Below are 25615 nucleotides of genomic sequence, written 5' to 3' on the forward strand. Positions count from 1 at the left end.
CCGCCCCGGCCGGGTGCTTGAACGCTGACGCAGCGAGCCTCAAGGGTTCCAGGTGGACCAGAACACACCATCCAATTGGAAGAGCCGCATCCGGAATTTCTTTCTGGACCTCGACGCGCGCATCGACTCCTCGCTGTTCTCCTCGGCCAAGGGCATCCGCGAGCTCTATGAGCGCTACTCGACCTTCATGGACCGGTTCTATGTCGGGCGGTGGAAGCGCTGGGTGTTCATCGAGCCGCTGTCGGAGGCCGCGACCCTCGGGCTTGGCGGCCTGGTCCTGATGCTCACGCTCGCCATTCCCGCCTTCCGCGAGACCGCGGACGAGGACTGGCTGAAGAAGTCCGATCTCGCCGTGAGCTTCCTCGACCGCTACGGCAACCCGATCGGCAGCCGCGGCATCAAGCACAATGATTCGATCCCGCTGGAAGATTTCCCCGACGTCCTGATCAAGGCGACGCTGGCGACCGAAGACCGCCGCTTCTACGAGCATTTCGGCATCGACATCGCCGGCACCGCGCGCGCGCTCGTCACCAACGCCCAAGCCGGCGGCGTTCGCCAGGGCGGCTCCTCGATCACCCAGCAGCTCGCCAAGAACCTGTTCCTGAGCAACGAGCGCACCATCGAGCGCAAGGTCAACGAGGCCTTCCTCGCGGTCTGGCTGGAATGGCGCCTGACCAAGAACGAGATCCTCAAGCTCTACCTCGACCGCGCCTACATGGGCGGCGGCACCTTCGGCGTCGACGGCGCGGCGCATTTCTACTTCAACAAGTCGGCGCGCGACGTGACGCTGTCGGAAGCCGCGATGCTCGCAGGCCTGTTCAAGGCCCCGACCAAATACGCGCCCCACATCAACCTGCCCGCCGCCCGCGCCCGCGCCAACGTCGTGCTCGATAATCTCGTCGACGCCGGCTTCATGACCGAAGGCCAGGTGTTCGGCGCCCGCCGCAACCCGGCCTTCGCCGTCGATCGCCGCGACGAGGCTTCGCCGAACTACTATCTCGACTACGCCTTCGACGAGATGCGCAAGCTGGTCGACACCTTCCCGAAATCCTACACCGAGCGCGTCTTCGTGGTGCGCCTCGCGATCGACGCCAATGTGCAGAAGGCGGCGGAAGACGCGATCGAGAACCAGCTGCGCCAGTTCGGCCGCGACTATCACGCGACGCAGGCGGCAACCGTCGTCTCCGATCTCGACGGCGGCATCCGCGCCATGGTCGGCGGCCGCGACTATGGCGCCAGCCAGTTCAACCGCGCCGTCGACGCCTATCGCCAGCCCGGCTCGTCGTTCAAGCCTTACGTCTACACCACGGCGCTGCTGAACGGCTTCACGCCGAACTCGATCGTGGTCGACGGCCCGGTCTGCATCGGCAATTGGTGTCCGCAGAACTATGGCCATTCCTATTCCGGCGCGGTGACGCTGACGCAGGCGATCACGCGCTCGATCAATGTGGTGCCGGTGAAGCTGTCGATCGCGATCGGCCAGAAGGAGCAGCCGAAGGCGCCGAACCCGGCCAAGATCGGCCGCGCCAAGATCGTCGAGGTGGCCCGCCGCTTCGGCCTCAAGGCGCCGCTGCCGGACACGCCGTCGCTGCCGATCGGCTCGGACGAAGTCACCGTGCTCGAGCACGCGGTTGCCTATGCGACCTTCCCGAACCGCGGAAAGGCCGTCACCCCGCACTCGGTGCTGGAAGTGCGCACCGGCGCCGGCGACCTCGTCTGGCGCTGGGACCGCGACGGCCCGAAGCCGCGGCAGGCGATCCCGGCGTCCGTGGCCTCCGACATGGCGGGCATGATGAGCCACGTCGTCAGCGAAGGCACCGCGCGCCGCGCCGCGCTCGACGGCATTCCGACCGCGGGCAAGACCGGCACGACCAACGCCTATCGCGACGCATGGTTCGTCGGCTACACCGGCAATTTCAGCTGTGCGGTCTGGTACGGCAATGACGACTACTCACCGACCAACCGCATGACCGGCGGCTCGCTGCCGGCGCAGACCTGGCACGACATCATGCTCGCGGCGCATCAGGGCGTCGAGGTCCGGGAAATTCCCGGCGTCGGCATGGGCCAGAAGCTGCCGCCCGAACGCGTGGCCAACGCGCAGGCCAATGCGGCGCCGAAGGTGCTGGAGACCAAGCCCGGCCCGCCGCCCGTGCTGACCAAGCGCGGCGCCGACATCCTGGTGCGCGTCGAGAAGCTGCTCGACGACGCCGCCAGGACCGCGAACAAATCCACCGCCGACGACGGCAAACAGCCCAAGCCGGCTTCATCGACCAGCGCGCTCGCCTTCCCGCAGAACTATGCGGAAGAGAATGCGAACGCGTCCGCCCCGCGCAAGAACTGACAAGATCCCGTGCGGCTGATCCTGACCACATTGACGGCCCTGCTGCTCGCGACCGCGGTCGGCGTCGGCGCGACCTGGATGACGACGACGCGCGGCACCGAGATCGGCGCGCTCACCATCGGCCCCTGGACCGCGCGTCCGCGCACCGGCACCGCCGACGTCGATCCCTATTCGCGCGCCACCATCGTGCGCAACGGCGAGCTGCCGATCGGCACCGGCGACGGCGTCGCCTTCACCGCGACCGCCGATGACAAGAAGAAGGCGCTCGACGGCCGCTGCGATGTCGTCGTCTCCGGCGTGACACCGCCGGCGCGGTTCTGGACGCTGACGCTGTACGACCGCAAGGGCCACCTCGTCGCCAATTCGCTGCAGCGCTACGGCTTCACCAGCCAGGAGATCGTGCGGCAGTCGGACGGCTCGTTCGAGATCCGCATCGCCTCGCGCTCGCGCGCCGGCAACTGGCTGCCGACCGGCGGCATCGAGCGCTACGCCTTGATGCTGCGCCTCTACGACACGCCGGTCGGGGTCGCGACCCGCACCCAGCGCGATGCGCCGATGCCGACGATCTCGACGGTGGGCTGCTCATGATCCGCCTGCTGTTCACGATTCTCGCGGGCGTGGTGCTGGGCCTCCTGGTCCACCTCGTCAGCGTGCTGGCGCTGCCGCGGATCGCGACGCAGGACGCCTATTCGCGGCTGTCACCGATGACCAAGCTGAATGGCGTCACCCAGCTTCCGCTTGCCGATCCCAACACCTCGCCGATGCCGTTCATGGACCCGGCCTTCGCGCTGGCGATCTGCCGCTACGATCTGTCGAACGGGCCGATCAAGCTGATGGTGCCGGTGAGCCAGGCCTACACCTCGGTGTCGTTCTACACCCGCAACGAGATCGCCTATTACGCCATCAACGACCGCTCCGCGGGCCGCAAGGTGATCGAGCTCGATCTGATGACCGAAGCGCAGCACGGCGAGCTGCCCGAGGACGAAGAAATCACCGCAGCCGACCGCCTGATCATCGACTCGCCGAGCACGACGGGCCTGATCGTGATGAAGGCCCTCGCCGCCGAGCCCGGCCTGATGCCGCAAGCACAAGCCTCGCTTCAGGCCGCGAGCTGCGGTCCGCAGACCGAGCAGCCGGCCAAGGCGGAAGCGCCGCGCGGACGGCGCTGACGCACTCGCGTTTTCGCCTGCTCAAGACAGGACCGCGAAAACAACCCCATGCACAGTAGCGGAAGCGTTGAGATCATTCGCGTTTTCTTGAAGTCGCGCCAGGCAGACATTTGCCGGACCAAGGCCGCCCTGCCCGACGCCCCTTTCGGCTTTGACACGTCGGGCAAAACACTGGCAGAATGGCAGCATCGAAAGTTCGTCACACCCGCGCGGAGAAATCCGCCGCGGGTTTTTTCATGCCGGAGCCGATGGTCATGATCGATTGTTGAACACAAGCGGACCTTCGACGCACACCTCGAACCGGCGTCCTTGCTCCTCAAAATCCCGCGCGTAGAAGCGACCTGACTTGTCGAGCCGGTAGCCGATGCAGCGATGTTCCGCCAGTTCGCGCGGCGGTTTCGGTGCAGGATGGCTCTCAAAGCAGGACGGCGCACCGACCACGCTCATGCGGCCCAACTTGGACATCAAGCCCGCGGCACCCTGCCACGCGCATGAGCGCTCCTGGCCATTTCGGACCAAATTTCGCCTAATTCGTATCGGTTTCTAGCTGCGGGCAGGACTGTAACATTTGGAGTCCTGCATGTTTAAGAGTGCGCTGGTTGCGTTAGTCTTTGTCCTCGTTGGGTCGATCGCTTCTGAAGCCGGACTGTCCGTCCCGCTCATCCAACCGAATGCAATGTGACCATGCCTTGCGATTTTTCCTTCGCAGGAACGCCGCCAAAGCAATCCGCGACGGTCGCAACTTGGGGAGCGAACCTTCGAGAGCCAAATCACCGTTGCCGGTCTCGACGTAAGCCGAGGACAAGTCGTTGGAGGTCGCCCGGCCGGTTGTCCTCGTTCTTTCTGTGGTTGCGGGGCTGCAGTACGGGTGTTCGGACGTATCGTGCCTGAATTGAACCTTGCATCCAATTGGCTACGCTTCCCGCGTGCAGCCCCAGCGCCTGGAATGGTCGCAGCGCGACACGGACATGTCTTTGTTTTGGAACAGCACATCGGCGGCGACACCTGGTTGGCATACGACGCTAACTCGGGGGGACACGCTACGCGCCTTCACGCCCGTTCGCTTAGAGGCTATACGGTCGTCAATCCTCGCGCTGCATGAGGCCGACGCGGCCGAGAGAAAATCCGGAGTAGGATAGCGCTCTCTTCCGCTGTTGCCGCATGCAACTGACGAAAACGGCGATTAATTGCGCAGCCGAGGAAACGGCAGTAATGCTGCGTGGCCGGGACCGACTGCCATCATTCGTGGGCTCTCGGTAGCCTGGCGAAGCGGAGCGAGGGAGTACATCGTGGCATTGCAGCACGCGAAACCGGGAGAGATCGTCGACTTGCGTCCGCTTGGAGGCAAATTAAGGGACGCCAAAACGGCAGCGATCATAAAATCTGAACGTTTCGAGGCGGTCCGGCTGATTGTCCTGGCCGGAACGAAAATCGCCCCGCACAAGGTGCCCGGCAACGTCATGCTCCACTGCCTGGAAGGACGAATATCGCTTGGCTTGCCGGATTCTGCGGTCGTGTTGAGTGCGGGCGAGTGGGTCTACCTCACGGGCGGCGTGATCCATTCGCTGGACGGCATCGAAGATTCCTCCCTCCTTCTCACGATCCTTCTCGGGAGCTGACGGGGGAGCGCGGCGCGAGAGGCCTCGGAACAAGAAGCGGCAGCGACGTCAGCGCCGCCAATTATTGGCGGTCGCGACGGTCTGGAAGTGTACGGCAATCACGTGTGACGTCGCGATAAGTGGTCGAACCGTTATCCTCCCCGCAGCACCAAATCCCATAGACGACTCGATCCGTGTGGTTCAACGTGGCGGCCAGGCAACACTGAGAGACGTTCGGCCCAATGCGTCTTTGCGCGCGTTTGACTCGCTCTCTCGCTGTGGTAGTGCAGCCACAGGGGTTGAGTGATGACGGGGATCGCTTTCAAGCGACGGATCGGCTGGGGCGCTGCATTCATTGCGGCCTACGCTCTGGTTTTCAACGTCATCCTGTCCAGCATTCTCGTCGCAAGCATTTCCCCTCTCGCAGCGGCGGGTGCTCATGAGCTCTGCATCAGCGGCGAAAACGCAGATGTCGCGCGAACCGACACCGACAAGCACAGCGGCAAGACGACAGCGCACTGCCCGCTCTGCGTCGGGCATTATGTTTCCGGTGCGCTGCCATCGCCCCAATCCACGCTGGCTGATCGCATTCCGCTCACGGCGAGTGCGGTCTACTCCTTTCGTCAGCGGATCGTCGCCCACGCACGATCGTTCGACCACCTGTCCCGTGGACCTCCCGCACTGACCTGACGTTGCGCCAGTCCGGCGCGAACGTCGCCTGACCGGCTCTGCTCTCGTGCCCCCTCCCGCGTTTAGCGCGCGCACGGAGCCGGAGCGGCTTGTCCACCCGCTATTTCCAGCATCATCGGCAGGGGCTGCCAAAGCGCGCCCTGCTTCCGTCACGCGTCAGCACAACCGCTGGCCAAGAATAGAAACACACATATGCCGAACCCATCAATCAGCCTGCGCCGGTCCATTCTGTCCGCGACGACGCTGCTCATTCCGCCTTCACTGCTCGCCACCGCCGCCCTGCTTCCATCCTTCGCCACATCAGCACTCGCGCAGGCGCGGGAGACACTGCCGCCCGTGACCGTGGATGCCCCACAACAGCGCAAACGGAAGTCGCGCGGCGTTGTCACCGCCGCGCCGGCTGCTGCAACACCGGAACGAGTCAGGGCCGCAGCGGATGAACGCCGTAATTCGGTGCCGGCCTCCGCCGAACTGCCGCCGAAAGCCGGTCTCGACCGCGGCCTGTCGTCGAGCGACTCCGCCTCGCTCGTCACCGACCTGCCCGGCGGCGCGGCATGGGGCGCCGGCGGCGTCTCCAGCCTGCCCGCGATCAACGGATTCGGCGCAGACAGGCTGCAAGTCGCGGTCAACTCGATGCTCATCAGCCCGGCCTGTCCAAACGAAATGAACCCGCCTTTGTCGTTCGTCAATCCGGCGATGATCGCCAAGATGCGGGCCTATCTCGGCGTCGGCCCGGTGTCGGTCGGTGGCGACTACATCGGCAGCCGCATCGATGTAACAACAGCCCCGCCCGCCTTCGTCCCAGTGCAGTCCGGCTGGGTCACCAGCACGCAACTGTCGAGCTTCTTCCGCAGCAACGGCAATGCGTACGGGGTCGATGCCACCGCGACAGTCGCCAACCACGACACGAGCGTCACCTACGCCGGCGGCTGGGTCCGTGCGAGCGACTACAAGGCCGGCGACGGATCGACGATCAAGTCGACGCTCTACGAGACCCAGAACCATTCGATCAGCGTCTCGAAGCAGACCTTCGGCAATCTCTTCACATTCCAGATCGGCGGCCAGTTCATTCCCTATCAGGGCTACGTCAACCAGTACATGGACATGGTCTACAACCGCGGCCTGTACGCCAACGGCCGCTACGAAGGTGTGTTCGATTGGGGCAAGCTGGAGGCGAGCGCCTTCGTGCATCAGGTCCGGCACACCATGGGGTTCATCGCGCCCGACAAGGTCAGCGACATGCCGATGGACACCAGGGGCCTCGACACCGGCTATTCCGTGAAGGCGACGCTGCCCGTCTCGGGTCACGACCTACTGCGGATCGGCAACGAGCTGGCGGTCAACCGGCTGGACGATTGGTGGAGCCCGGTGGCGGGATCGATGATGATGAGCCCGAATACGTTCATCAACATCAACGGCGGTACGCGCGACCGCGTCGGGACCTTCGTCGAGTGGGAACGCCATTGGGATCGCCAGTGGACGTCGATCGTCGGTCTGCGCAACGATGTGGTGTGGATGAACACCGGCAATGTGCAGGGCTACAACGCGATGAGCTATGGTGCGGATGCAGCCGCATTCAATGCGCTCGACCGGGCGCGAACTGACGTTCATGTCGACGGCTCCGCCCTCCTCCGCTACGAGCCGAGCGATGTGAGCCAGTACGAGTTCGGCTTTGCCCGCAAGACGCGCTCGCCCAATCTCTACGAACGCTACGCCTGGTCCACGAATGCCATGGCGATGCAGATGATCGGCTGGTTCGGCGACGGCAACGGCTATGTCGGCAATCTCGACCTCAAGCCCGAGAAGGCCCACACCGTCAGCTTCACCGCCGGGTGGCATGATCCCGCCCAACGGATCTGGGACGTCAAGGTGACGCCCTATGCGAGCTACGTGCAGGATTATATCGACGTCGACCGCTGCGCGACCGCAAGCTGCCTCGCCAGCAATCCGGCCAACCTGACCGCCAACACCGGCTTCGTCTACCTTCAGTTCGCCAATCACGACGCGACGCTCTACGGCGTCAACGTGGAGGGCCGGCTGAGCGTGTGGGATAATTCGGTCTATGGTCTGGGACAGCTGCGCGGCCTGATCGGCTATGTTCGGGGCCAACGAACCGACGGTGTCGACCTCTACCACATGATGCCTGTTAACGCGAAGCTCGCGCTCGACCATCGCCTCGGCGGCTGGACCAGCAGCGTCGAGCTGCAACTCGTCGGCTCGAAGGACCAGGTCAGCCACGTCCACAACGAGCTGACGACGCCGGCCTACGCGCTGGTCAATCTGCGCACGGGCTACCAGTGGCAGCACGTGCGCCTCGACCTCGGCATCGACAATCTGTTCAACCAGAACTACGACCTGCCGCTCGGCGGCGCCGATCTGGTCGACTACAAGGTCGTCTCGATGATGGGGTCTTCCGCTGCTTACGGCTACAACGTCAAGGGACAGGGCCGCTCGTTCAATGCGCGGCTGGGCGTCAGCTTCTGAAGATATCAAACGCCACGCGGCGACGCATTCACGTTCGCCGCGTGGCGCCCTGCGCGCTCGTCATTTTCTCAAGCGACGTCTGCCCCGGACACTGACCGCACAGAATCCGGCCGCCTGTCGTCTCACTTCGCGCTCATCTCCGACAGATGCTTGCTGGCATCGGACCGTCGCGCCCAGAGCAGCGCGAGCGGGCCCACCGCAATTCCCGCCGCGAGCACGATGAACACCAGCAGCCAGCCGCTCGCACTCTGCGGGCCGCCGGCAGCATCGAGCGCGGCACCGGTGCCCCAGGCCCCGAGCGCCGACAGGCCGAAGCCGACCGTCGAGTGCAGGGCCAGCGTCGCGCCGCGATGTTCGGACACGGCCGCCGCCGACATGCCGGCGGTCAACGCGCCGGAATCGGCCGGCACGGTCAGGCCGTAGGCGAGCAGCAGCAGTGCGAGCACCCATGCCGGCGCGGTCGCATTGAGTCCGATGACCAGCGCGACGCAGGCGGATGCGATCATCACCACCGTGATCGCGCGATGGCGGCCGAATTTCAACGCGGCCTCGTTGCCGAGGATGCTCGCCGGCATCGAGAGCACCGCGAAGCCAAAGCTCAGCACGACGGGGCTCAACCACGACGGCGCGCCTTGATGGGCGACGACGAAGGTCCAGAACCCCACCAGCCAGGTGCGGATGCCGTAGAGCTCGAAGCAGTGGGCGCCGTAACCGAGGATGTAGCCGAGCGCTTCGCGGTTGGCGAAGACGGGCGCGAAATTGAGCAGACGCCCCGCCTTCGGCGCGGGCCGCTGCCCCTGCATGAGCAGGCACGCGACGACCATTGCGATCGGCCCGAAGCCGGTCACGAGGAAAGCGGTCCGCCAACCAAAACGGTCGGCGATGAGTTGCGCTACCAGGAACGAGAGGCCGACACCGACCGAGAAGCTCGACGTGTACAGCGTGACGGCGCGTGAAGTGTCGCCGGGAGGGAGCCGGTCGGTCAGCGCCTTCAGGCCCGGCATGTAGGTGCCGGCAAATCCGAGGCCCGCGAGCGACCAGATCGCGGTCGCCGACCAGAACCCCTGCGCGAAGATGCCGAAGGCCACGGTCGCGAGCCCGCTGACGATCGAGCCCCAGAGCAGGACGAGACGCGCGTCGATCCTATCGGTCAACGTTGTCAGCACGGGCACCGCGAGCATGTAGCCGAACGCATAGCCGCTCGCCATCAAGCCGCCTTCGGCGGCGGAGAGTCCCCACGCCGGCATCAGATGCTGCGCCAAATTGGCCGACAGCGTCACATGCGGCAGCAGATTACCGACCTGGCCGATGCACATCACCGCAATCAGGGAACGGCCGCCGAGCTTACGAATTCTGTCCTCCCGCCTGAAGCGGCGTCGATATTGCCCGCTCCGTGCGAAGCAGCAAGAGCGCAAGGAAGGCCGAGACCGAGACGAGCGCGCTGATCCACAGCGCATTGCTGCCGATATGCTCCACCATCAGCCCCAGTGCGAGCGGCGCGGCCGCACCCGTGATCCTTGACGGCAGCGAGATCATGCCGACGCGCCTGCCGAATCCCGCCGGCCCGAACAGCACCAGGGGGAGCGTGCCGCGGGCAATGGTGATGATGCCGTTGCCCGCGCCATACAGCACGGTGAAGGTCGACGCGAGCAAGGGTCCGCCCAGAACCAGCGCGACGACACCGATCGGGTTCATGAGCATGGCCAGCCGCGCGGAAAGCAGCGGATGAAACCGGCCGAGCCATCCCGCCTCAAGAAGGCGCGCGCCGACCTGCGCGGGCCCGACCAGCGCGCCCGCGAGCAAGGCCTGTGCCGGCGTCGCGCCGAACGCAACCAGCATGGTCGGCAGAATGGCCGAGATGCCCGAGCTGACGAAGCTTGCCGCCGCGAACATGTAGGCCAGCAGCACCATCGCGAAGGTCTCGCTCTGGGCTCCGGGTTGCGCGCCCGCCCGCACGGCCGGTTGAGGCATCTCGTCCAATGGGACCACACGCGGCAGCGACAGATTGAGCGGCAACGCCAGAACGATGTGGATCGCCGCCCATATCTGGCAGGCGACGCGCCAGCCATATTCGGAATCCAGCCAGGTCGTGAGCGGCCATCCGAGCGTGCTGGCAAAACCCGCGATCAGCGTGATGCCGGTGATGGTTCGTCGCGCATGGGTGCCGTAGATGCGCGTCAAGGTCGCGAAGGCCGCCTCATAGAGCCCCATGCCCATGCCGATCCCGAGCAACGCCCAGGCGGCGATCAGCACCGCCGCGCCATGAGCCACGGACAGCAGGAGCAGGCCTGCCGCGAACACCATGTTCGAGAACGCAAGCAGGCCCCGCCCCCGAACGTATCGATGGCATGGCCGACGCGCGGGCCGAGCAGGCCGGAGATGACCAGCGCGCCCGACAGCGCCCCGAATATGTAGGTCGGCGCAACACCGAGATCGCGCGCGATCGGCGCGGCCAGGATGGCCGGAAGATAATAGCTCGACGCCCACGCGATGGTCTGCGCGGTGCCGAGCGCGAACACGATGGCGAACGGACCTCGGACCTGGCTCGCAGGGAGCAGGCTCATGAACAACCGCACCCCGACGCACCGGCTTTCTTCGCGGTTTCATCGGCGGCGCAGCAGGCGGACACATCCTCCTTTGCCGGCCCGCCGCAACATCCCGACGCGGCCTCGGCAGACTCGACGCCGCCGCGCGTGCAGACGCCGGTCTCGGGCAGCACGAGCTCGACCCTCGCCGCGGCCTCCTTGTCGCCGGCAAGTTCAGCCGCGATCGAGCGGACCTGCTCATAGCCGGTCATCATCAGGAAGGTCGGCGCGCGGCCATACGACTTCATGCCGGCGAGATAAAAATTCGGCTCGTCATGCGCGAGCTCGCGCGCGCCGTGCGGGCGGACCGTGCCGCAGCTGTGCTCGTTGGGATCGATCAGCTGCGCGAGGGCAACGGGCGCCTCGATGGCGGGATCGAGCCGCAGCCGCAGCTCGGACAGGAACGACAGATCGGGACGAAAGCCGGTCGACACGATCAGCTCGTCCGCGACCACGCTCCGCGCGCAGCAGCAGCCGCCGGACGCGATCGTGAGGCGACCTTCGGACTCCGAAAGGTGCGTGACGCCGAATTCGGTCTCGACCTTGATCCTGCCGGCGGCAACAAGCGCGGCAAAGGTGCTGCCAAGCTCGCCGCGCGCGGCAAGCTTGTCGTTGCGGCCACCGCCAAAGGCCTTGGCGGGATCGGCGCCGCGCAGCAGCCAGATCGCTTGCGTCCCCGGCGCTTCGTCCGCGAGGTGTACGAGATCGATCAGCGTGCCCACCGCGGAATGACCGGCGCCGAGCACCGCGACGGTCTTGCCGGCATATCTGGCGCGAGCGGCGCCCCGGACATCCGGCATGCCGTAGGCGATGCGGCCGGCGCATTCACGCTCGCCGATCGCCGGCAAGCCGTTGCGGCCGGCCGGATTGGGCGAGAACCACGAGCCCGACGTATCGATCACGGCATCGGCGCGCAGCACTTCGGGTCCCTTGCCGTTCTGATAGCGGATCTCGAACGGCGCCTGCTCTCTCCCTTTGGTCTTCGCCTTGTCGAAGCCGGCGCGGCTGATCGCCGAAACGCGGCTGGAGGTGCGGATCACATCGCGCAGCGGCGTTCGCGTCGCAAGCGGCGTCAGATATCGATCGAGCAGCTCGCCGCCGGTCGGATAGGACTGCGGGTCCGGTGAATTCCATCCGGTCGGTGCGAGCAGGCGCGCCGCGGCCTTGTCGACATTGTATTCCCACGGCGAGAAGAGCTGGACATGGCTCCACTGGCGAACCGCGTGCCCCGCTTCGGGCCCGGCCTCCAGCACGATGGGCGATAGGCCGCGTTCCAGCACATGGGCTGCCGCGGCGAGGCCAACCGGTCCTGCCCCGATGATGGCAACTGTCTTTGCGTCGCTCATGTCACTACTCCCATCATTCTAGAATTATCGAATAGTTTGGCCGCGAAAACTCAGGCCGCCGTCTGCGCATCCTTGCATCCGACGTCGTCCGCACAGCACTCCGCCGCCAGGAACTCCACCAGCCCCCGCATCGCATCGAAATTGGCGTGGCACACCAGCGTCGTGGATTCGCGGACCTGACTGACGAGCCCGACCGCGACCAGAGACTTGATGTGATGCGACAGCGTCGATGCCGGAATCTTCAGCTTCTCCTGCAAGCGGCCGACGGGCATACCCGAATGTCCGGCCCGAACCAGGGCCCGGTAAATCTGCAGCCGTGTCCGGTTGCCCAGAGCTTCCAGCCGTGCTGCTGCGTCGTCGATCTTCATGAGCGCAAGATAAGTGGGTCCAGCCTCGTCGCCAACCGTATTTCTAGAATATTCGAAATAAAGATTCCATACGCGAGACGGCTCGAGAAAATCCGGATTGACGGCGGCTCCATATTTCCATATGTCTGGATATATGGAAACTGAAGAAGCCGTTCTCGCGCTCGCCGCACTGGCCCAATCGACCCGGCTGGAGGCGTTCCGGACGCTGGTCCGGCACGAGCCCGACGGCCTTGCGGCCGGCGATCTCGCGCGCCTGCTGGAAGTGCCGCAGAACACGCTCTCGGCGCATCTGTCGATCCTGACGCGCGCGCGCCTGGTGACCTCCGAGCGGCACAGCCGCTCGATCGTCTACCGCGCCAACCTCGCCGAATTCCGCGACGTCGCGGTTTTCCTGCTGCGGGATTGCTGCGGCGGGCGGCCTGAGGTGTGCGAGCCGGTGGTCGACAGCCTGCAAGCCTGCTGCACTCCAAAGCGAAAGGGACGCGTCCGTGCCTGACAAAATCGACGATATCCTGCTCCGCCGCACCGGCGCTTCAGCGCCTGCGACGTGCTGGCCGGGCTTCGGGGCGTCTCTTTCCAACGACGACGTGGCCTAGCTGATGGGACTGTTCGAACGATACCTCACGCTCTGGGTCGCGCTTTGCATCGTGGCCGGCGTCGCGCTGGGACATGTCATGCCCGGCTTCTTTGCCGCGGTCGCGACCGCGGAAATTGCCAAGGTCAACCTGCCAGTCGCGGCGCTGATCTGGCTCATGATCGTGCCGATGTTGCTGAAGATCGACTTCGGCTCGCTGGGCCAGGTTCGTGAGCATTGGCGCGGCGTGGGCGTCACCCTCTTCATCAACTGGGCGGTGAAGCCATTCTCGATGGCGCTGCTCGGCACGTTCTTCATCGGCCATGTGTTCGCGCCGATGCTGCCGGCGGGCCAGATCCCGTCCTACATCGCGGGCCTGATCCTGCTCGCCGCCGCGCCCTGCACGGCGATGGTGTTCGTCTGGTCCAATCTGTGTGAGGGGGAGCCCCACTATACGCTGAGCCAGGTCGCGCTCAACGACGTGATCATGGTCTTCCTGTTTGCACCGCTCGTCGGGCTGCTGCTGGGCGTGGCTTCCATCAGCGTTCCCTGGGGCACGCTGATGCTATCAGTCCTGCTCTACATCGTGGTCCCCGTGATCTTCGCGCAGGCGTGGCGCAGGGTGCTGCTGCAAAAGGGAGGCGATGCCTTCGACCGCAGCCTGCGGACGCTGCAGCCTCTTTCGCTCGCCGCGCTTCTGGCCACACTGGTGTTGCTGTTCGGCTTTCAGGGCGAGCAGATCGTCAAGCAGCCGGGCGTCATCGCGATCCTCGCCGTCCCGATCCTCGTCCAGGTCTATTTCAATGCGGGCCTGGCGTATTGGCTCAGCCGGCGGTTTGGCGTGGCCTGGTGCGTCGCCGCCCCAGCCGCCCTGATCGGCGCAAGCAACTTCTTCGAGCTGGCGGTCGCGGCCGCGATCAGCCTGTTCGGCCTCGACTCCGGTGCGGCGCTTGCGACTGTCGTCGGCGTTCTCGTCGAGGTCCCGGTGATGCTATCCGTCGTGCGCATCGTGAAGGCGACCAGAGTCTGGTACGAAGCAGGCGCCGGCAAAGCCCCGACGGCAGTCGAGGCGCGCCAGTGAACGACGACAAATGACGGCCTACGGCCCGGTCCCGATCGCGGAGACAATCGCATGAGCGTCACGATCTATCACAACCCCGACTGCGGCACCTCGCGCAACACGCTGGCGATGATCCGGCAGAGCGGCGTCGAGCCCACCGTGATCGAATATCTCAAGACGCCGCCATCGCGCCAGACGCTCAGGCAATTGGTTGCAGCGATGGGACTATCGGTGCGCGCATTGCTGCGCGAGAAGGGAACGCCCTACAAGGAGCTCGGCCTTGCCGATTCCAAGTGGAGTGACGACGAGCTGCTCGACTTCATGACGGCGCATCCGATTCTCATCAACCGTCCGATCGTGGCGACGCCGAAGGGTACGCGGCTGTGCCGCCCTTCCGAAGCCGTCGTCGATCTGCTGGACAATCCCGTCGGCCGCTTCGTGAAGGAAGACGGCGAGGTGGTCGAGGCGCGATAGGCGCGCATCGCCCGCCCCGCGTGGCTGAATCAGATCTTCGGGAGCTTGGCGCGCTCCACCACGCCGGTCCATTTGGTGATCTCCGTCTCGATCAGCTTCTTCATCTCCTCCGGCGAGCTGCCGCGGACCTCACCGCCGACCGCCGTCTCGAGGCGCTGCTTGAGGTCGGGATCGCCGAGCGCTTCGAGCGTCGCCGCATTGAGCGTGGCGATGATGGCGGGCGGGGTTCCTTTCGGGGCCAGCAGGCCGGCCCAGGTCCGCACGTCATAGCCCTGGATGCCGGCCTCCTGAACCGTCGGGACATTGGGCAACAAGGCGGTCCGCGCCGGCGAGGTCACGGCCAGGCCGCGGATCGCTCCGCCCTGGATCTGTGACGCGAGCAGCACGGGCGTGCCGACGATGACCGGAACCTCGCCGCCGAGAAGCGCGGTGACCGACTGGGAATCGCCACGATACGGCACATGCACGATCTCGACGCCGGCCATCGCATTCAGCAGTTCGCCGGCAAGGTGATGCGTGCTGCCGAAGCCGACCGATCCGAAGCTCAACGCGCCGGGCTTCTCCTTGGCCATCGCGATGAGATCACCAAGCGACTTGGCGGGATGGTCGTTGCGCACGGCGATGACGAGCGCGTAGTAGACCAGCGTCGAGACCATGTCGAAGCTCTCGGCCGGCTGGTAGGCGAGGCTCTTGTAGGTCGCCGCGGAAATCGCGTGAGCGCCGGTGACGAGACCGAGCGTGTAACCGTCAGGCGCGGCCTTCGCGACCGCATCCGCGGCAATGTTGCCGCCGGCACCCGGCTTGGCCTCGACGATGATCGGCTGACCGAGCTTCTTCGAGAGCCCGTCGGCGATGATGCGCGACAGCGTGTCGGCCGCGCCGCCGGCGGCAAATCCGTGCAGCAGCCGGATCGGACGCGACGGGTAAGTCTCGGCCGAGGCCGGACCGTTCGCGAGAAATACGCCAAGAAAAACGCCCGGCAGGAAAACCGCCGCAACAAGCCGCTTCATCCATGGCATGGATGCATCCTTCCTCTGTTTGTTATGTCGTTGGCCGCGCCGAAGCGGCGTTCTTCCAGTCCCGATCGCGGCCGTCGAAGTGTGAGCATGATCCGTTCGGAAAACCGCTTCACACTTTTCCGGATCATGCTCTAGCGCGCGAACTCCGTGCACTCCGGTGATGGCGGCAAGCCCCAGACGTCGCGCGGCAGGCCGACCCAGATTTTCGGCCGCTGCGGACGATCGCGATGCCAGGGACGCGGATCGAAATAGCCGAGCTCCTCGTCGGCCATGCGGTCGAGGTCGTAGAACAGCTCGACCATATGTCCGTCGGGATTGCGGTGATAGATCGCAACGTTGTGCCCGGGGCCGTGACGAACCGGCCCCCAGAGAACACCGTGCTTATGCCGCGCGAGATGGTCGCAGGCCTGCTGCATGTGGGCGGCCCCGCGCAGCTCGAAGGCGAGGTGATGAAGACTGCGGGCGGGCGCGCGCGCGAAGTTCAGCGTGTGGTGTTCGTGGCCGCTGCGCATGAAGACGAAGCGGTCCTCGATCCAGTCTGAAACACGCAACCCCATGAATTTCGCGTAGAACTCCGACGCCGCGAGCGGATCGGGCGTGCGAAGCGCGACATGGCCGAGCTTGGTGACGGCGAGCGCGCCGATCCGTTCCTGCGCGGGCGTCGGCGTCCAGCCCTGGATGAGTTCGAAGCGCGTTCCTTCGGGGTCGTTGAACGACAGCAGCCGGGAGACACCGGGCAAGGGATCGCTATGAAGCTCGGTCCGCAGATCGGCCTGCTTCAGCGCAGCGCCCAGCGCCTCGATCTGGACATGCGGGGATATCTCGAAGGCGATGCTCTTCAGCGCCGCCGGCCCCGGCTCGATCACGAGCGCAAGCTGCTCGGAATCGCTGGCGAGGAAAATCCGGTCGCCGTCGCGACCGACCAGCCCGAGACCGATCACGGCGCGGTAGTAGTCGAGCAGCCGCTCGGGATCGGGAGAGGCGAAGGTCGCGTGCCGCAGCCGGGTGAACCGGGCGATGGGTGCCTGTGTCGTCATCGTGCGATCCACCCTCTCATGGCGTCATGATGATCTTGCCGAGCGCAGAGCCCTGCTCGAGCAATGTGTGGGCCTGCCTGACCTGATCGAGCTTCAGAACCGCCGAGATGGCCGGCTTGATCTCGTTGCGGCTCAGCGCGTCGATCACGTTGCGCATCAGGGCACGGCGGCCATCGCGGTCGTGATCGTAGATGTGGAAGGAGAAGCAGCGTATCGCCGGGCAGATATCGAGGTGATCCCGCATCGCCGCCATCAGGTTCTCTTCCGGAAGACCGGCGAAGGCGTTGTACGAGAGCAGCGTTCCCCATTTGCCCAGCGCGCCGAGATAGGACGTGAACTCCGGCCCGCAGACGTGATCGAGCACCAGGCCGACGCCCTCCCCGCCGGTCAATTCACGCGTCCGCGCCACGACATCCTCGCGGCGATAGAAGATGATGTGATCGGCGCCGTTGCGCGTTGCGAAGCTTGCCTTCTCTTCGGTGGACACCGTGCCGATCACGCTCATCCGCGCGAGCTTGGCGAGTTGCACCAGCGCGGTGCCGACGCCGCCGGCAGCGCCAATCACCAGCACGCTTCCCGGCGCGCGCGGATGGCGGCACTCGTGCAGCAGCGCGTAAGCCACCTGATAGTTCGAGAGGCACACCGCCGCCTGCAGATCGACATTGTCAGGCAGCGCATGAACCGCGTCCGCAGGCGCGACCACGACGTCGGCATAGCAGCCGCCGCGCTGCGACAGGTCGCGCGCGCTCAGCAGCACCTTCTGGCCGATGGCAAAACCCTCGACGCCGGGCCCGAGCGCGGAAATGCGGCCCGCAACGTCGTTGCCCGGATTGGCCGGCAGCGGCGGCATCCATTTGTAGACGCCTCGCCGGATCAGCACATCGGGCTGTCCTACCCCGAATGCCTCCGCCCGGATCTGCACCTGGCCGGCGCCGGGCACAGGCACCGGAAGCTCGACCACCTCAAGCGCATCCGGCCCGCCCGGCTGACGCACCAGCACCGCCCTCATGATTCCACTCCCCTCCCAACCCTGATTTTCGAAAATAATATCGTTTACGAAAATTATTGCAAGATGGTCGTTCGCGCGTCATCTTGAGGCATCGATTCATTGGCAGAGCCATGCCCGACAGCGCCATCCGCCCCCGCAAGGAATTCGGCAAGACCATTGCCGCCGACATCACCCATCGGCTGCGGGAGGAGATCGTCACCTGCGGGCTGGCACCGGGCGAGCCGTTGCGGTTCGACGTCCTGCGCGAACGGTTCGGCGCGAGCTTCACGACGTTGCGGGAGGCCCTGACCGCACTCGCCGCCGAAGGGTTGGTCGACGCCCAGGAGCAGCGCGGCTTTCGCGTCGCGCCGGTCAGCCGCCAGGACCTCGCGGAAGTCACCGATGCCCGGGTTCTGATCGAGATGGAGTTGATCCGCCGCGCGATCGAGCGCGGCGATGACGACTGGGAAATCGCCGTGATCTCGACACTGCACAGATTGAAGCGGATCGAGCAGCGCGATCCCGAGCACCCGCTGCGGGATCCCGAATGGAACATCGCCCATCGCCAGTTCCACCAGGCGCTGGTGTCCGCCTGCGGCTCGGCGACACTTCTGGCGATTCGCGCAGACTTGTTCGATCGCGCCGAGCGCTATCGGCACCTGTCAGCCGGTTTCCGGCCGCGTCCGCGCGACAAGGCCGGCGAGCATCAGGCGATCATGCAGGCCGCCATCTCGCGCAATGCCGATCTCGCGGTGCAGCTGATCGAGACCCACATCCGCTCGACCTCCGACAACGTCGCGAAATACGCCGGGCATCTGCTCGACGCCGACTAGGCGGCACCGGCATTTTCCTGCAGGGGCTTGCGCCCCGTCAAATTTTCGAAAATAATACGTATATCGAAAATCATGACCCTTGGGGCGAAACCATGAAGCTGCTGTCGTTCTTGGACGGAAACCGGGAAAGCTGGGGAGCCGTTGTCGAAAACGGCGTCGTGGATCTGGCCCGCGCCCTGCCCCGGTACCCGACGCTTGCGGACTTCCTCGGCAGCGATGACTACGCCCGCCGCGAGTCCATCGTCGCCGGGCAAAAGCCCACACTGGCGCTCAGCGACATCAAATATCTTCCGGTGATCCCGCGGCCGGAGAAGATCGTCTGCGCCGTGCGCAATTATCTCGACCACCACCATGAGGCGGTGGCGTTCGGCATGAAGCGCGAGATCACCGAATTCCCGCCGATCTTCCTCCGGGTCTGGCGCTCCCAGGTCGCGCACAACGCGCCGGTGATCCGGCCGAAGGTCTCGGACAATTTCGACTGGGAAGGCGAGCTCGCCGTCGTCATCGGCAAGGGCGGCCGTCACATCAGCCAGGCCGACGCCTGGAACCACGTTGCGGGCTACTCGATCTACAACGACGTCAGCGTTCGCGACTGGCAGCGCCACGCGCAGCAGATCGCCTCCGGCAAGAACTTCGTCGGCACCGGCCCGTTCGGACCGTGGCTGGTCACGCCGGACGAGATCGGCGATCCCACCAAGCTGAAGCTCGAGACCCGCATCAACGGCACCGTGATGCAGTCGTCCGACACGTCGATGCTGATCTTCTCGATCCCGCGGCTGATCGAATATTGCTCGACCATTTTCGACCTCGTTCCCGGCGACGTCATCGCCACCGGCACGCCGGCCGGTGTCGGCTTCACCCGCAAGCCGCCGATTTTCCTCAAGCCCGGCGACGTGGTCGAGGTCGAGATCGAGAACATCGGCGTGCTGCGCAATCCCGTCGTCGACGAAGCGTAAGGCCCGGCATGTCGTCCCATGACATTCGCAAGACCGCGCTCGGCGTCGAGACCATCTGGCACGAGCGCGGCCCCCGGCTGGAGAGGCCGCTGCTGGTCGGAACGGCGATTGCGGTCATCCGCAATCCGTTCGCGGGCCGCTTTGAACCCGATCTGATGCCGTTCCAGGCGTCCTTGCGCGAGCTCGGACGCGAACTCGCAACGAGCCTGATCGCGCAGCTTGGCGGCGCGTCACGCATCGAAGCCTACGGCAAGGGCATCATCGTCGGCGAGGACGGCGAGCTCGAGCATGGCGCCGTCTGGCACGAAGCCGGCGGCCACGGCATGCGCGAGGTGCTTGGTCAGCCCAGTGGTCAGCAGCCAAAGGCGATCGTCCCGGCAGCGAAGACCATCGGCGGTCCCGGCACGCGCCTGATGGTGCCGCTCGGCCATATCCATGCCGCCTATGTCCGCAGTCATTTCGGCACGGCGGAGATGACGCTGTGGGATGCGCCGAGGCGCGACGAGATCGCCTTCGGGCTCGTGATGGCGACCGGCGGCCGCCCGCACGCCCGCATCGGCGGCCTCAAGACGTCCGATATCTCCGTGCACGACGGGCAGCGCTGACGGATTGGCGATGCGCTCGTCCCGGTCCAATGCCGTCGCGGCGCTGGAAAGCACCAGGCATCAGCCCTTCGAGACGACCGCGCGGCCGTAAGGCGGCTGGGCTGCGACCGGCGGGTTGGCGGTCTGGGCGGCGAGCTCGCCGATCAGGCGGTCGGCGTCGGCGGCCATGCCGTCGGGCGCCTGGATGACCAGGCGTTCGAGCGCCCAGCGGTAGGACGAGACGCGCTGTTCGAGAGAGAGCTGCACCCACTGGATGATCAGCGAGTTCTCCTGCATGCGCTCGACCGCGTCGGCCTTCTCCGCCGGCGAAAGCCCGGAGACGCGCGCCATGCTGGCGTTGCGCTTCTTGTCGAGGTCGATGACGCGGATGGCGCAGCCGAAGAACGGCTCGAAGCGGCTGGTGTCGTTGCGGACGTCCTCGATCAACTGTGCATAGCGCGAGGAATGCGAACGGTGCGGCTCGTCGATCAGCGTGCGCCCGTACATGGTGCGGTCGAACACGATCTTCTGCCGCCAGGGCGACGGCAAGGCCTTGTAGTCGCCGAACACGCTCTTCCAAGCGGGGCGCGACAGCGGCGGCTCGATCATGGGATAAGCGAGGTCGCGCAGCTGGCGCTCTTCATCGGTGAGCTGGAATCGCGACGGCTTCAAGCCGACGCTGGAGGTGACCTCGGCGCCGAGCCAACTATGCATGTCGTCGCTGCGCATGTCGGCGCGGGTGCGGCCGAAATCACCGCCGCTGCAGGCTGCGAGCGTCGCGCCCGTGAATGCGAGCAGGATGGCCGTTACGACGGGGCGGATCTGGCGGATGAGGTCCGGCATTGCAAAAGCCGGGTGCTAGCGGCGCCGACGACGGCGCCCCGGCGCTGTGCCCGCTTCCGGCCCGCGACCGTCGCTGGTTTCGTCCGTCTCGCGCTCGATGCGGATCACCGGGAGGATCAGAACCGTTCCCGTTTCCGTGCGCGGTGCGGCCTCCCCCGACGAGCCTACCCGGCGACCGGCCGGAAATTCGATAATGGTCCCCATATCAGCTCTCTATCAATTGCCGCGCGATCGAGCGCGCTCGTGCAATGTGCAGTCATTAAGATCAGGTCATGGTTAACGGGGTGTAAACGCGCCTGCCGGACCGTAACCGCACGGGCCGCCTGCCAGCGTCCCGTTGCGGCACGGCGACGCCGCAATTTGCGGCGCGAACTTCACGCCTCGTTTTCCTTAACGAGCCTTTAAAGGAACCTGCGATAGGCTGACGGCCGAGTATCTTTTCCAGGTCGCGTATCTCTCCATGACCAAGTCGCTGTTTCCCGGATTCGACGGGCTGATGAGCCTCTCCCGTCGCGAAGGCGTCGATGTCCGCCCGACGCTGCTGCGCGTGCTGACCGACCTCTATGTCCAGACGCGCGTCCACAGCGACGACGAACAGCGGCAATTCGTCGAGCTCGCCACACGCTTGATCGACCAGGTCGACGACGCGACGCGCGCGGCCGTCAAGGCGCGGCTTGCGATCTATCCGTCGACGCCCGTCCCGGTGCTGCAGAAGCTCGGACTGGTCGCGGCCCAGGAAGGCCGCAGGGTTCCGCTGGCGCGCGAAATCCCCACACCCGCGTCCGCCCCCTCGCCCGCCCGCACGCCGACCGACGCGGAATTGCGCATGGCCTCGAACATGGCGATGCAGCCGAAGGACGCAGCCGAGATCCACGACATGTTCTTCGGCGCCGATGCGTCCCAGCGCGCGCTGATCCTGCACAATCTGGCCCAGACCCCGCTGAAGGCCGCGCCGCGGATCCCGCCCGTGCGCGCCAAGCGCGCGATCCAGATCCTGGAGATGGCGGCGCTCGCGGGCGACATCGAGAACTTCACCTACGAGCTCGGCGACAGCCTGATCCTGCCCTCGCGCGTCGCGGCGCAAATCGTCGACGATGCCGGCGGCGAAGCGCTCGCGGTCGCCGCGCGTGCGCTCGACATGCCGAGCGCCAACTTCCAGCGCATCCTGCTGTTCTTCAAGCCGGAGATCGGCAATTCGGTGGATGCGGTCTACCGGCTGTCGCGGCTGTACGATCGCCTCAGCGACCGTTCCGCGCTGGTGATGCTGGCGGCCTGGCGCGGCTCCACGCTCGCCGTCACGCGGGCGAAATACCAGTCGTCCCTGCACGACAACGAACGCCAGCGCGCACGCGCCGGCGCGGGCCAGACGCGGCCGGCCGTGCAGCCGGGCTCCGCGCCCGGGATACGGACAGGCACCGACGGATCGTCGGATCGCTAGGTCTTCGCAAGGTCGAGGAAATGCCGTCCCGCGCGGTCTTCGGTCTCGACGATCCAGGCGTCGGGATCGAAGCGGACCTCTTTGGTCAGACGCTCCTCGACAGCAGGCTCCGGCATCGGCTGCGGGGTCAGCGGCACGAAGTAGCGGTCGACCGGCCGGCCGTCGTCATAGGAGGTCTGCGGCGCGGGCACGTAAAGCATCGCATTGCCGTCGAGCAGCGCCACCTTCACGAACACCGCACCGGCCTCCTCGGCGCCGCGGCGGCGCACGGCGCCGAACACGCCTTCGGTCTGGCAGCGGCGCAGATAGGCGGAGACCCAAATGTTTGATTTCAATCGCATGAGCGCACGATAAGCCAGTGCTGCAATCAGCGCCAGCCGTCAGGACAGCGCAACACTCATTCGACGGGATGGCCGATCGCGGCGCCGAGCTCGCGCAGCAGGCGGTCGGACACCTGGCCGGTGACCTGCATCTTGTGCTCGCGCTCGAACTTCTGGATGGCGGATTGGGTCTCGCCGCTCATCGCGCCCGTGACCTTCAAATTGCCATAGCCGTATTCGGACAGCGCGCGCTGCACGCCGGCGATGCGCCGCGCGGCCGGGCTCTGCTGCACCGGGATCGGCGCCGGCGGGCGCGCGACGGCGACGGACGGCGGCGTCGACGTCGTGGCCTTGACCAGATTGGTCATGGGATCGCCCGCGCGCGGCGTCGATGCGGTCGACTCGACGGGTTTTTCAGGCGCCTTCTCGGCCGGTTTCGGCTCGACACGAAACTCGGTCGCCTTCGGCTCGAGCGGCGAGGTATCGGCACCGACGGGGCGCGGACGCGGCAAGGGGTTCGACAGCGGCACCGACGACGGCGCGGGAAGATTGATCACGGTGCCGAACATCGGCGCGGGATGGCGGCCGGTCTGCAGGAACAGCGCATTGGCAACGATCGCGCTGATCGCGGCAATAGCGATGAGGCCTGCCAGCGTGTCCTTGGGACTGTGCAGCAGCACCCGCATCACAAGATTGCGCTCGGTCTCGATGTCGACGACCGCGGCCTTGGCGCCACGACGGCGCGGAGCGGCTTGGTCCTTGGCAGACTTCTTAGGCACTTTTTTTCACCAGAGCAGGTTGGTCGTGAACTTGTTCCAGAGTTTCCTGACGCAGCACCGGCGTCAAGGTCGCGATCTTGCTCTCTGCGGGCATTCCATCGGCAGGTTTGGCCTGCGGCGGCGTGTAGACGAGCGGCAGCTTGACGGTGACGGCGGTGCCCTCGCCGAGCCTGCTTTGTACCGTCAATTCACCGAGATGCAACGCCACGAGACTCTTCACGATCGACAGTCCGAGGCCAGTGCCTTCGTGACGGCGCTGGTAGGTCTTGCCGGCCTGGAAGAACGGCGCGCCGATGCGCTTGAGATCGTCAGGCGCGATGCCGACGCCGTTGTCGCTGATGCGCAGCGCAAGCTGCGAACCGGACACCGCGGCCACGACGGAGACCTGGCCGCCGCGCTCGGTGAACTTGATGGCGTTGGCGACGAGGTTGAGCACGATCTGCTTGAAGGCGCGCGGATCGCCGGTCATGACAGGCAGGTCCTGCGGCGCGTCGGTGACGAGATCGACGCCGTTCTCGCGCGCTTTCAGCGCCAGCAGGTTGCAGCAATGCATCAGCGAGGCACGCGGCGCGAACGGCTCGGACGCAATCTCGAAATTGCCCGATTCCATCTTGGACATGTCGAGGATGCCGTTGACGACCGACAGCAGATGCTGGCCGGAATCGTTGATGAGCTGGGCGTATTCCCTGCGCTGGGCCGCGCTCAGCATCAAGGTCTGCTCCTGCGCGATCATCTCGGAGAAGCCGATGATGGCGTTGAGCGGCGTGCGCAGCTCGTGGCTCATGGTGGCGAGGAAGCGCGTCTTGGCGGCGTCGGCCGCTTCCGCGGCGCTGCGTGCCTGATCGAACGCCTGCCCGGACAGTTTGCGATCGGTGACGTCGCGCATCACGCCGACGACCTCGGCCTCTTGCGCGGCATCACGGCCCGGATTCTGGTCGAGCGGGCGGCAGCGCATCTCGACCCAGATGAAATCGACCTGACCGCGCTCGGAGCCATCGGGCTCGCGCCGCAGCCGGAACTCGACGCTGCGCACGTCGCCGCGCGCGGCATCCGACAAGGCGGTGAGATAGGCGGGGCGATCGGCGACATGGACGCGATCGAACAGGCCATGGCCGAGCAGTTGCGCCACCGGCATGCCGAGCATGGCTTCCACTGCCGGCGAGATGAACTGCACCGCGCCGTTGCGCTGATGCCGGGAAATGACGTCGCTCATGTTGCGCGCCAGCAGGCGATAACGTTCCTCCTCGCGCGACAGCAGCGTGACGCTGGTGCGCGTGAGCGACTCCGCGCCGAAGGCGAGACCCGCGGCATAGAGCGTCGCCGACGCGACGCCGAGCGCCATCAGCACGCCGCGTTCTGCGGCGCTGGGGTCCGCGTGCGGCAGCCAGCCGAACTGGCTGACGAGGATCAGGATCCCGGCGCAGGACAATGCCAGCAGCGACGCAAAGGCCGCGACGCGGCGCGAGGCCGAGAGCGCGGCCTCCAGCGGAACCACGACCAGCCAGACCGCGGCGAACGATTCGATGCCGCCGGTAGTGGCCGCAATCGCCATGATCAGGCCGGCGAGCGCCAGCGACGACAGCACATGCGCGCCTTCATAGCGGCCGGTGCGCGACAGGAACCACGACAGCATGATCGGCGCGATCAGCCAGGCGAAGGCGGCGACCTCGATCGCATTCGGCGCGCCGCGCATGGCGAGATAGACGGGAAATGCGGCAAAGGCGGCCAGGCTTCCCAGAAGCCGCGGCGCCATGAAGGCACGATGGCGCGCTCGCGTCAGCGCATCGTAACGCGCGGAGGGATGCAGCAGCGCATCGAGACAATCGCGGATGATACTCAAAACTGTCACGGGTCTCGCGCTTCGGCTCATTCGTCGAGAAGACGCGCCGGAACGCCTCCTTATCGTTGAGCCACCGTGTCAGAGCGACCTTAAACGAGTGCTAAGGCGGATGGTTCTGCCGCCGGACACCGTGTCATCGCGAAGATTTTTAGACGATTTGACGACGTCATCATCGGGGATGGTGAACACAGGGTTTCACCGTTCCTCTCATGGTTTCGAATTGGTGGATGAGGGACCCCGGCAAAATCACGGGCGCCGGCGTCAACCGAAAATTTACGAGACCGGCAGT

Annotated in this window: 26 protein-coding genes and 1 pseudogene; 13 read left to right on the top strand and 14 right to left on the bottom strand. The window is 65.8% G+C overall.

Annotated elements, in window-relative coordinates:
- Window positions 1-52: 52 nt before the first annotated feature.
- Genes F8237_RS04530 through F8237_RS04540 form a run of 3 tightly spaced genes read left to right on the top strand, consistent with a single transcriptional unit; the run spans window position 53 to window position 3510 of the window.
- A complete protein-coding gene (locus F8237_RS04530) occupies window positions 53-2341 on the top strand; it encodes a transglycosylase domain-containing protein (protein ID WP_151642597.1) in 2289 nt (762 codons plus the stop codon).
- Between the two features lie 9 nt (window positions 2342-2350).
- Window positions 2351-2929, top strand: a complete 579-nt coding sequence (locus tag F8237_RS04535; protein ID WP_143844217.1) for a DUF1214 domain-containing protein — start codon at window positions 2351-2353, stop codon at window positions 2927-2929.
- The gene (locus F8237_RS04540) at window positions 2926-3510 is read left to right on the top strand and encodes a DUF1254 domain-containing protein (RefSeq protein WP_151642598.1); all 585 of its coding nucleotides are present in this window, start codon (window positions 2926-2928) and stop codon (window positions 3508-3510) included. The genes F8237_RS04535 and F8237_RS04540 overlap by 4 nt, the downstream gene beginning before the upstream one ends.
- Before the next feature lie 252 nt (window positions 3511-3762).
- On the opposite strand, the gene F8237_RS04545 is transcribed toward F8237_RS04540, so the two are convergent.
- Window positions 3763-3957 carry a type 2 periplasmic-binding domain-containing protein gene (locus F8237_RS04545; protein ID WP_151642599.1) on the bottom strand — a complete coding sequence of 65 codons (195 nt, stop codon included), beginning with the start codon at window positions 3955-3957 and terminating at the stop codon, window positions 3763-3765.
- 842 nt (window positions 3958-4799) lie between these two features.
- Here F8237_RS04545 and F8237_RS04555 point away from each other — a divergent pair.
- Entirely contained in the window at window positions 4800-5129 is a 330-nt protein-coding gene (locus F8237_RS04555) for a cupin domain-containing protein (protein ID WP_151642600.1), read from the top strand.
- A 48-nt stretch (window positions 5130-5177) separates the two neighbouring features.
- Here F8237_RS04555 and F8237_RS37440 read toward each other — a convergent pair whose 3' ends face one another.
- Window positions 5178-5288 carry a hexameric tyrosine-coordinated heme protein gene (locus tag F8237_RS37440; RefSeq protein WP_151642601.1) on the bottom strand — a complete coding sequence of 37 codons (111 nt, stop codon included), beginning with the start codon at window positions 5286-5288 and terminating at the stop codon, window positions 5178-5180.
- A 126-nt stretch (window positions 5289-5414) separates the two neighbouring features.
- Between F8237_RS37440 and F8237_RS04565 the strand changes: the two genes are divergently transcribed.
- Together F8237_RS04565 and F8237_RS04570 are read left to right on the top strand one after the other, a co-directional pair.
- Window positions 5415-5798, top strand: coding sequence for a DUF2946 family protein (locus F8237_RS04565; RefSeq protein WP_244626133.1), 384 nt, complete (start codon window positions 5415-5417; stop codon window positions 5796-5798).
- Between the two features lie 192 nt (window positions 5799-5990).
- Window positions 5991-8282 (top strand): TonB-dependent receptor, encoded by a 2292-nt coding sequence (locus F8237_RS04570; RefSeq protein ID WP_151642603.1) that lies wholly within the window; start codon window positions 5991-5993, stop codon window positions 8280-8282.
- Between the two features lie 122 nt (window positions 8283-8404).
- Here the strand turns inward: F8237_RS04570 and F8237_RS04575 are convergent, their stop codons facing one another.
- The 4 genes and pseudogenes from F8237_RS04575 to F8237_RS04590 form a co-directional block, all read right to left on the bottom strand.
- Window positions 8405-9598 carry an MFS transporter gene (locus F8237_RS04575; RefSeq protein WP_151642604.1) on the bottom strand — a complete coding sequence of 398 codons (1194 nt, stop codon included), beginning with the start codon at window positions 9596-9598 and terminating at the stop codon, window positions 8405-8407.
- Between the two features lie 28 nt (window positions 9599-9626).
- Window positions 9627-10846: pseudogene (locus F8237_RS04580) on the bottom strand (MFS transporter).
- The gene (locus tag F8237_RS04585) at window positions 10843-12213 is read right to left on the bottom strand and encodes an NAD(P)-binding domain-containing protein (RefSeq protein ID WP_151642605.1); all 1371 of its coding nucleotides are present in this window, start codon (window positions 12211-12213) and stop codon (window positions 10843-10845) included. Before F8237_RS04585 ends, F8237_RS04580 begins: the two are co-directional and overlap by 4 nt.
- 50 nt (window positions 12214-12263) lie before the next feature.
- Entirely contained in the window at window positions 12264-12581 is a 318-nt protein-coding gene (locus F8237_RS04590; RefSeq protein ID WP_151642606.1) for an ArsR/SmtB family transcription factor, read from the bottom strand.
- A gap of 133 nt (window positions 12582-12714) precedes the next feature.
- Here F8237_RS04590 and F8237_RS04595 point away from each other — a divergent pair, with 133 nt between their 5' ends.
- The 3 genes from F8237_RS04595 (at window position 12715) to arsC (ending at window position 14689) form a co-directional block, all read left to right on the top strand.
- Window positions 12715-13077, top strand: coding sequence for an ArsR/SmtB family transcription factor (locus F8237_RS04595; protein WP_151642607.1), 363 nt, complete (start codon window positions 12715-12717; stop codon window positions 13075-13077).
- Window positions 13078-13180: 103 nt separating this feature from the next.
- Window positions 13181-14236 carry an ACR3 family arsenite efflux transporter gene (gene arsB / locus F8237_RS04600; RefSeq protein WP_151642608.1) on the top strand — a complete coding sequence of 352 codons (1056 nt, stop codon included), beginning with the start codon at window positions 13181-13183 and terminating at the stop codon, window positions 14234-14236.
- Window positions 14237-14287: 51 nt separating this feature from the next.
- Window positions 14288-14689 (top strand): arsenate reductase (glutaredoxin), encoded by a 402-nt coding sequence (gene arsC / locus F8237_RS04605; protein WP_151642609.1) that lies wholly within the window; start codon window positions 14288-14290, stop codon window positions 14687-14689.
- A 29-nt stretch (window positions 14690-14718) separates the two neighbouring features.
- On the opposite strand, the gene F8237_RS04610 is transcribed toward arsC, so the two are convergent.
- The 3 genes from F8237_RS04610 to F8237_RS04620 form a co-directional block, all read right to left on the bottom strand.
- A complete protein-coding gene (locus F8237_RS04610; protein WP_151642610.1) occupies window positions 14719-15708 on the bottom strand; it encodes a tripartite tricarboxylate transporter substrate binding protein in 990 nt (329 codons plus the stop codon).
- A gap of 131 nt (window positions 15709-15839) precedes the next feature.
- Entirely contained in the window at window positions 15840-16745 is a 906-nt protein-coding gene (locus tag F8237_RS04615) for a VOC family protein (RefSeq protein WP_151642611.1), read from the bottom strand.
- Between the two features lie 16 nt (window positions 16746-16761).
- The gene (locus F8237_RS04620) at window positions 16762-17754 is read right to left on the bottom strand and encodes a zinc-dependent alcohol dehydrogenase family protein (RefSeq protein WP_151642612.1); all 993 of its coding nucleotides are present in this window, start codon (window positions 17752-17754) and stop codon (window positions 16762-16764) included.
- A 110-nt stretch (window positions 17755-17864) separates the two neighbouring features.
- Here F8237_RS04620 and F8237_RS04625 point away from each other — a divergent pair, with 110 nt between their 5' ends.
- The 3 genes from F8237_RS04625 (at window position 17865) to F8237_RS04635 (ending at window position 20127) form a co-directional block, all read left to right on the top strand.
- The gene (locus F8237_RS04625; RefSeq protein WP_151642613.1) at window positions 17865-18566 is read left to right on the top strand and encodes a GntR family transcriptional regulator; all 702 of its coding nucleotides are present in this window, start codon (window positions 17865-17867) and stop codon (window positions 18564-18566) included.
- 92 nt (window positions 18567-18658) lie between these two features.
- Entirely contained in the window at window positions 18659-19522 is an 864-nt protein-coding gene (locus tag F8237_RS04630) for a fumarylacetoacetate hydrolase family protein (protein WP_151642614.1), read from the top strand.
- Between the two features lie 8 nt (window positions 19523-19530).
- Window positions 19531-20127, top strand: coding sequence for an amino acid synthesis family protein (locus F8237_RS04635; protein ID WP_151642615.1), 597 nt, complete (start codon window positions 19531-19533; stop codon window positions 20125-20127).
- Window positions 20128-20187: 60 nt separating this feature from the next.
- On the opposite strand, the gene F8237_RS04640 is transcribed toward F8237_RS04635, so the two are convergent.
- The gene (locus tag F8237_RS04640) at window positions 20188-20949 is read right to left on the bottom strand and encodes a hypothetical protein (protein WP_151642616.1); all 762 of its coding nucleotides are present in this window, start codon (window positions 20947-20949) and stop codon (window positions 20188-20190) included.
- Window positions 20950-20964: 15 nt separating this feature from the next.
- Entirely contained in the window at window positions 20965-21153 is a 189-nt protein-coding gene (locus F8237_RS36815) for a hypothetical protein (protein WP_151642617.1), read from the bottom strand.
- 256 nt (window positions 21154-21409) lie between these two features.
- Here F8237_RS36815 and F8237_RS04650 point away from each other — a divergent pair, with 256 nt between their 5' ends.
- Window positions 21410-22387, top strand: coding sequence for a DUF2336 domain-containing protein (locus tag F8237_RS04650; protein WP_151642618.1), 978 nt, complete (start codon window positions 21410-21412; stop codon window positions 22385-22387).
- Here F8237_RS04650 and F8237_RS04655 read toward each other — a convergent pair.
- From F8237_RS04655 to F8237_RS04665, 3 genes are read right to left on the bottom strand one after another with little or no spacing between them, the layout of a single operon-like run.
- Window positions 22384-22728 (bottom strand): DUF1491 family protein, encoded by a 345-nt coding sequence (locus F8237_RS04655; protein WP_151642619.1) that lies wholly within the window; start codon window positions 22726-22728, stop codon window positions 22384-22386. The genes F8237_RS04650 and F8237_RS04655 overlap by 4 nt on opposite strands.
- A 56-nt stretch (window positions 22729-22784) precedes the next feature.
- Complete coding sequence (locus F8237_RS04660) at window positions 22785-23486, bottom strand: peptidoglycan-binding domain-containing protein (protein WP_151642620.1); 702 nt, start codon at window positions 23484-23486, stop codon at window positions 22785-22787.
- Window positions 23479-25356, bottom strand: a complete 1878-nt coding sequence (locus F8237_RS04665; RefSeq protein WP_151642621.1) for a PAS domain-containing sensor histidine kinase — start codon at window positions 25354-25356, stop codon at window positions 23479-23481. Before F8237_RS04665 ends, F8237_RS04660 begins: the two co-directional genes overlap by 8 nt.
- Between the last annotated feature and the right edge of the window lie 259 nt (window positions 25357-25615).

The organism is Bradyrhizobium betae (assembly GCF_008932115.1).
GTDB lineage: Bacteria > Pseudomonadota > Alphaproteobacteria > Rhizobiales > Xanthobacteraceae > Bradyrhizobium > Bradyrhizobium betae.